This is a genomic window from Prosthecobacter sp. (genome assembly GCF_020439865.1).
In the GTDB taxonomy this organism is placed as follows: domain Bacteria; phylum Verrucomicrobiota; class Verrucomicrobiia; order Verrucomicrobiales; family Verrucomicrobiaceae; genus Prosthecobacter.
In genome coordinates this window covers 1-4,204 of the sequence record NZ_JAGRPF010000239.1, presented here as the reverse complement: position 1 = coordinate 4,204, position 4,204 = coordinate 1, and the positions used below count along the sequence as shown (strand labels likewise).

The following is a 4,204-nucleotide window of genomic DNA, read 5'->3' as shown; positions in this document are numbered from 1 at the left end:
GGCTCATGACAACAGGCCCACGTGAGTGTCGAGCAAGCCGTGAAGCGCTTCGGTGCGCTTCGGGAGTTCGGCAAGGTTGCCGTCCTTCAACGATTCGGTGAACGCGTTGAACAGGCTCCAGACGTTGCGTTCCTCGAAGGCATCATGGCGCGGCTCGCGCCATTCATGCAGCACTTCAGGGATCAGGCGGTTGGAGCACACGCCAACGTCCACGGCACGGATGATCAAATCATGCGCAATGGGATCGGCCAGCGTGACGTTTTTGTAGGTCGCGATGCGCTTGTCCTGGTCATGCCACTTGGACAGCAGCAGACCGACGGAACGACCGACCAATTGCGGCAGGTCGCGCACGATGAACCGCGTGTGCTTGCGCGCGAACTTGATCTCGCCGGAGAAGCTGAGGTTGTCGCACACAAACACGCTGGCCCCGGCGACGATGCCGGCGGGGAAGGTCTTGTCGTGGCTGTTGCGCAATCCGAGCACCCAGCAGTAGTCGTCGCTGGAGGCCTGTGAATGGACTTCCATGAGACCGAAGTAGCGCTGTCCCTCGTGGGACAACGAATGGGCCTGCGTGCCGATACGCAGGTTGGTGGTGGCGAGCGTGCGCTGCACCGTGCGGATGAGTTCCGCATGGGGTATGGGACACCAGCTCTGCGTGTGACGCGGCGTGGCCACCGCGCGGACTTCGTCGAGTCCGACATGCGATGCTCCGCAGTGAAGGGTCAGGTTCGGGCTGCGGCGCTGGATGAGCTGAGGTTGAGGATCGAGATGAGCAATCATGATGATGTTCCTTTCTGGAATGAAGAGGGGCCGGACACGCAGCGTGCGCCTCCGGCCCCGGGGTGGATGTGAGTGTGTGGTTTGGTTACAGCTTGAGCCCTTGCAGCGTGCGCAGGGTGGAACGCACGGAATTGAACTCGCGGCTGCTGTTCTTGTGGTCGCGCTGCGCGGTCTTGAGTTTGATGGACAGGTCGCGCAGCAGGTTGAACCCGTCGTTGAACTTGTCCCTGGCTTGCAGGGACAGGTCGATGGCTTCGTCGAGCGGGGACTTGACGCCGTTGGACGGTGGCTCTTGAGGAGTGGGATGCGTGATCATGGGTTTGGGTTGCTGGGGTGGTGCCGCGGAGAGCGCGGATCGTGCGCGCACCGGAGCGGGTGGTGGGGTTGCAGGCGGCGGAGTTTCAAGCCGCAGCGGCATGACGATCAGTTGCCGGCCCTGATGGTGGAACCGCAGCGGCGACACCGGATCGATGAGGCCGATCGTGTTGAGACCGAACTGTAGGGCCTTGATGAACAGCCGCCGGTTGACGAAGATCGTGATCTCCGGGCCGGTCGCTTTCACGTCGGGCACAGGAACTCGCACCCAGGGGTCGCTGGCGGTGTCCCGGCCGAGCAACATGACCTGCCCGCCTTTCCATTCGAGACCGATGCTGTGGCAACGGTCGTCGTGACAGGGCATGCACTCAATCAGTTTGATGAGCGTGCCGAGGTGTGCGGAATCGAGGGTGAGGTGTGTTTTGGCATCCGCCTGATTGGGGATGGTTTGCCGCCAATTGGGATACTTGCTCTCGATTTGTTTGCTGATGAACCGCCAGCGTCGTGTGGACAACTGGACGTGCTGCTCATCGGCCTTGACCTGCCATTCGCCGTCACTATTAAATTCCTTCCAGCCGAGGAACTTGTGATTGGGCAGGATGACGGAGTGCTTCAAGGGCAGCGCAAAGGAATTCGCGCTGTACAAGTGCTTGCCGTCGGTGCCGATGATGTGGTTGGCCTTGGGATTGGCGGTGTCGATGAACGCGCTGTTGAGCACGTAGCGTGCACTGTCGACGCTGGCGCATTCCAGCGCCTGGAGCAGCGAGCGGCGCAACTCCGTGGGCAGCGGGATGGGTTCGGCCTTGAGGCGCGGCGTTGGCGGGAACTCGTCGGGTGCCAGGAAGGCGACCTTGGATTCCCCGGTGTCGCTGCCGAGCGGGAAGCGGATGATGCTGGCACCGTCAATGGATTCGACTTCGAGGATTTCGCCGGCGCCGCAGTTTTTGACGACTTGTACGAGCTGCTCGAGGGGGAGCAGTACGGTGGCGGGCGAACCTTCCGTGGGATGTTCGAGGCGCATCGTGACGAAGCGGTCGAGGTCGGTGCCGGTGAGCGCGATCCAGCCTTCGGCAGTACGCTCGATCTTGATGTACTGCAGCACAGGCAGCGTGGCGCGCGGGTTGATGACTTTGCCGAGACCGGCAAGCGCGGGTTTGAGTTCCGCGATGGGAAGCGGGATGGGTTTCATAAGGGATGAGTCGGGTTGTACGCAGAGCAGCCCGTGCACCGGGTGAGGGCGCGCGGGCTGCGGCGTGGGTTGAGATGTGGCGATTAGTACGAGTACGGATCGCGTTGATGCTGCTGATGGCGCAGGCGCATCGTGAGGATCGATTTGCCGATGGAGATGAGCCCGCAAATGAGGCCGACAACCAGCAGCACCGAGAGCGGCACCAGCACGAGGTTGGAGGTGGTCCGGGTGATCAGATCGATCCAGGTGTTGAACTGCTGCAAGGCCAGCGTGACCAGCGGCGCCACCAGCAAGGCGGGTACCGCCAGTCCGAAGGCCAGCCGCAGGTTGAACTTGAACCACTCACGGAGCGTTCCCTGCGGCGAGAGCCAGTACTCAAACCGGCGGCAGGTGTAGCTGATCACCTCGGCAGAGCGCTCAATGGCGCTCAAGTTCGGCAGGTCGACGTCGACCACCGGTTCGGGCAGCGGTTCAGGCTGCCAGCGATGAATGACGATCTGGCGGACCTGCTTCGCCCAGGTGGTGGTGGGCACCGTTGGCAGATGCCGGGACGGTGGCTGTGGTGTTGGGGACGGATCGTCCCAGTCTTCGTGTGGCATCATGGTGTTGGCGTGTTTTGGCCCCAAGGGCCGTTCCGATGACAAACAACAGCACGCAGCCCAGCGCGAGGGTGCCGGTGGCAACCTCCCAGCGGTTGGTGGTGGCGTGCTGTTCCGATATTTGCTCTTCGAGTGAAGAGATCTTCGCGCGGTATTCCGGACCGAGATCCGGTGGAGGCGGCGGTGGATCGTCGAAGAACCAGCCTGCTTGTGCTGCAGTGGTGGCGCAGCACAGCAGGCAGAAGAAGATGAGTGGATATTTCATGGGATGATGGGGTTGAGGTTGCAAGACGGAGCCGGTGTACAAGACCGGCTCCGCCTTGGTTGATGTCAGTGCCAGCGGCGGCATTCGTTGAAGAACTCGCAGCTCGCGCAGTGCATCCCCGGTGACGGGATGAAGTCACCGCGCTGCAGTCCTTGTACATAGGCCTCCATCTGCCGGTACAGCCGCGTTTGCTGCTGCTGGCTCATGGGCGGCATGGTCGTGATGACCACTTTGGGGTTCTTGAGTTTGACCAAGTGGTGGAGTTGTACACCGGCCTCCTCGCGGCCAGTGTTGTGTCGGTACAGGATGGCGTACGCGCTAGTCTGGATCTCGGTGGTGTGCACCACCTTTTCCGCGTTGGGTGTCGTGGAGGTGGTCTTGTAGTCGATGATCTGTCCTTGTTGTACAAGATCGAGGATGCCGATGAGTTTGGGCAGTCCATGCTTGTACAAGTCGGCCTCGACGGACACCTCGACAGCGTCGGGTTTGATCTCCGCGGGAACGTGGTGCTCCCGCAGATAGGTGTCGAGCAACCGCCAGCCAGTGGTCTTGTCGGACTCTTCTTCACCGGGTTCCCATTCGACGGGGCCTTCGGTGGTGTCCGTCCACGCTTTGAGGTAGGTCTCGTGGACCGCCTTGAGCGGGAACGGCTGCTGCAGCCAGCGCGCCTTGTTCCAGACTTTGAGCACGGTGTGGACCGCACTGCCGAGATGGAGCGATGGCGTCTTGGGCTTCTGCAGTTTGAGCACGTAACGATAGTAAAACTTCAGCCGGCATTGCAGGAACAGTGACAACCGTGAGGCTGACACTGTGCACCGCAAGGCGCGGATGAGATCTTTCTCGCCGTGCTCCATGGGTGGAGCTTCGGCGAGCATGTTCATGCGGCCTGGTGGTTGATGGGTTCGGATGGTTGCCAGCGTGGCTGGCGGGTGGCGGGTTTGCCGGCCCGCACAAGCAGGTCGTCGATGAGCTGCGAGGCCTGCATCTTGTTGAGCTGCTTCACGCCGACACCGAAGAGCTGCTGGGACAGGTCCTCGACCTCCTGCTTGTCGATCT

Annotated in this window: 5 protein-coding genes; all 5 read right to left on the bottom strand. The window is 61.7% G+C overall.

Annotation, left to right across the window (positions count from 1 at the left end):
* Positions 1 to 3: 3 nt before the first annotated feature.
* Entirely contained in the window at positions 4 to 780 is a 777-nt protein-coding gene (locus KDL09_RS25020) for a DUF932 domain-containing protein (protein ID WP_294391600.1), read from the bottom strand.
* A gap of 85 nt (positions 781 to 865) precedes the next feature.
* Positions 866 to 2,284 (bottom strand): DNA polymerase III subunit beta, encoded by a 1,419-nt coding sequence (locus KDL09_RS25015; RefSeq protein ID WP_294391599.1) that lies wholly within the window; start codon positions 2,282 to 2,284, stop codon positions 866 to 868.
* Positions 2,285 to 2,367: 83 nt separating this feature from the next.
* A complete protein-coding gene (locus KDL09_RS25010) occupies positions 2,368 to 2,817 on the bottom strand; it encodes a hypothetical protein (protein ID WP_294391596.1) in 450 nt (149 codons plus the stop codon).
* Positions 2,756 to 3,148, bottom strand: coding sequence for a hypothetical protein (locus KDL09_RS25005; RefSeq protein WP_294391594.1), 393 nt, complete (start codon positions 3,146 to 3,148; stop codon positions 2,756 to 2,758). The genes KDL09_RS25010 and KDL09_RS25005 overlap by 62 nt, the downstream gene beginning before the upstream one ends.
* Positions 3,149 to 3,213: 65 nt before the next feature.
* Entirely contained in the window at positions 3,214 to 4,029 is an 816-nt protein-coding gene (locus KDL09_RS25000; RefSeq protein ID WP_294391591.1) for a PD-(D/E)XK nuclease family protein, read from the bottom strand.
* Between the last annotated feature and the right edge of the window lie 175 nt (positions 4,030 to 4,204).

What these genes read in the sequence shown, in the direction of transcription:
- KDL09_RS25020 (WP_294391600.1), bottom strand. Translation starts at nt 780, where the DNA reads ATGATTGCTCATCTCGATCCTCAACCTCAGCTCATCCAGCGCCGCAGC.
- KDL09_RS25015 (WP_294391599.1), bottom strand. Translation starts at nt 2,284, where the DNA reads ATGAAACCCATCCCGCTTCCCATCGCGGAACTCAAACCCGCGCTTGCC.
- KDL09_RS25005 (WP_294391594.1), bottom strand. Translation starts at nt 3,148, where the DNA reads ATGAAATATCCACTCATCTTCTTCTGCCTGCTGTGCTGCGCCACCACT.
- KDL09_RS25000 (WP_294391591.1), bottom strand. Translation starts at nt 4,029, where the DNA reads ATGAACATGCTCGCCGAAGCTCCACCCATGGAGCACGGCGAGAAAGAT.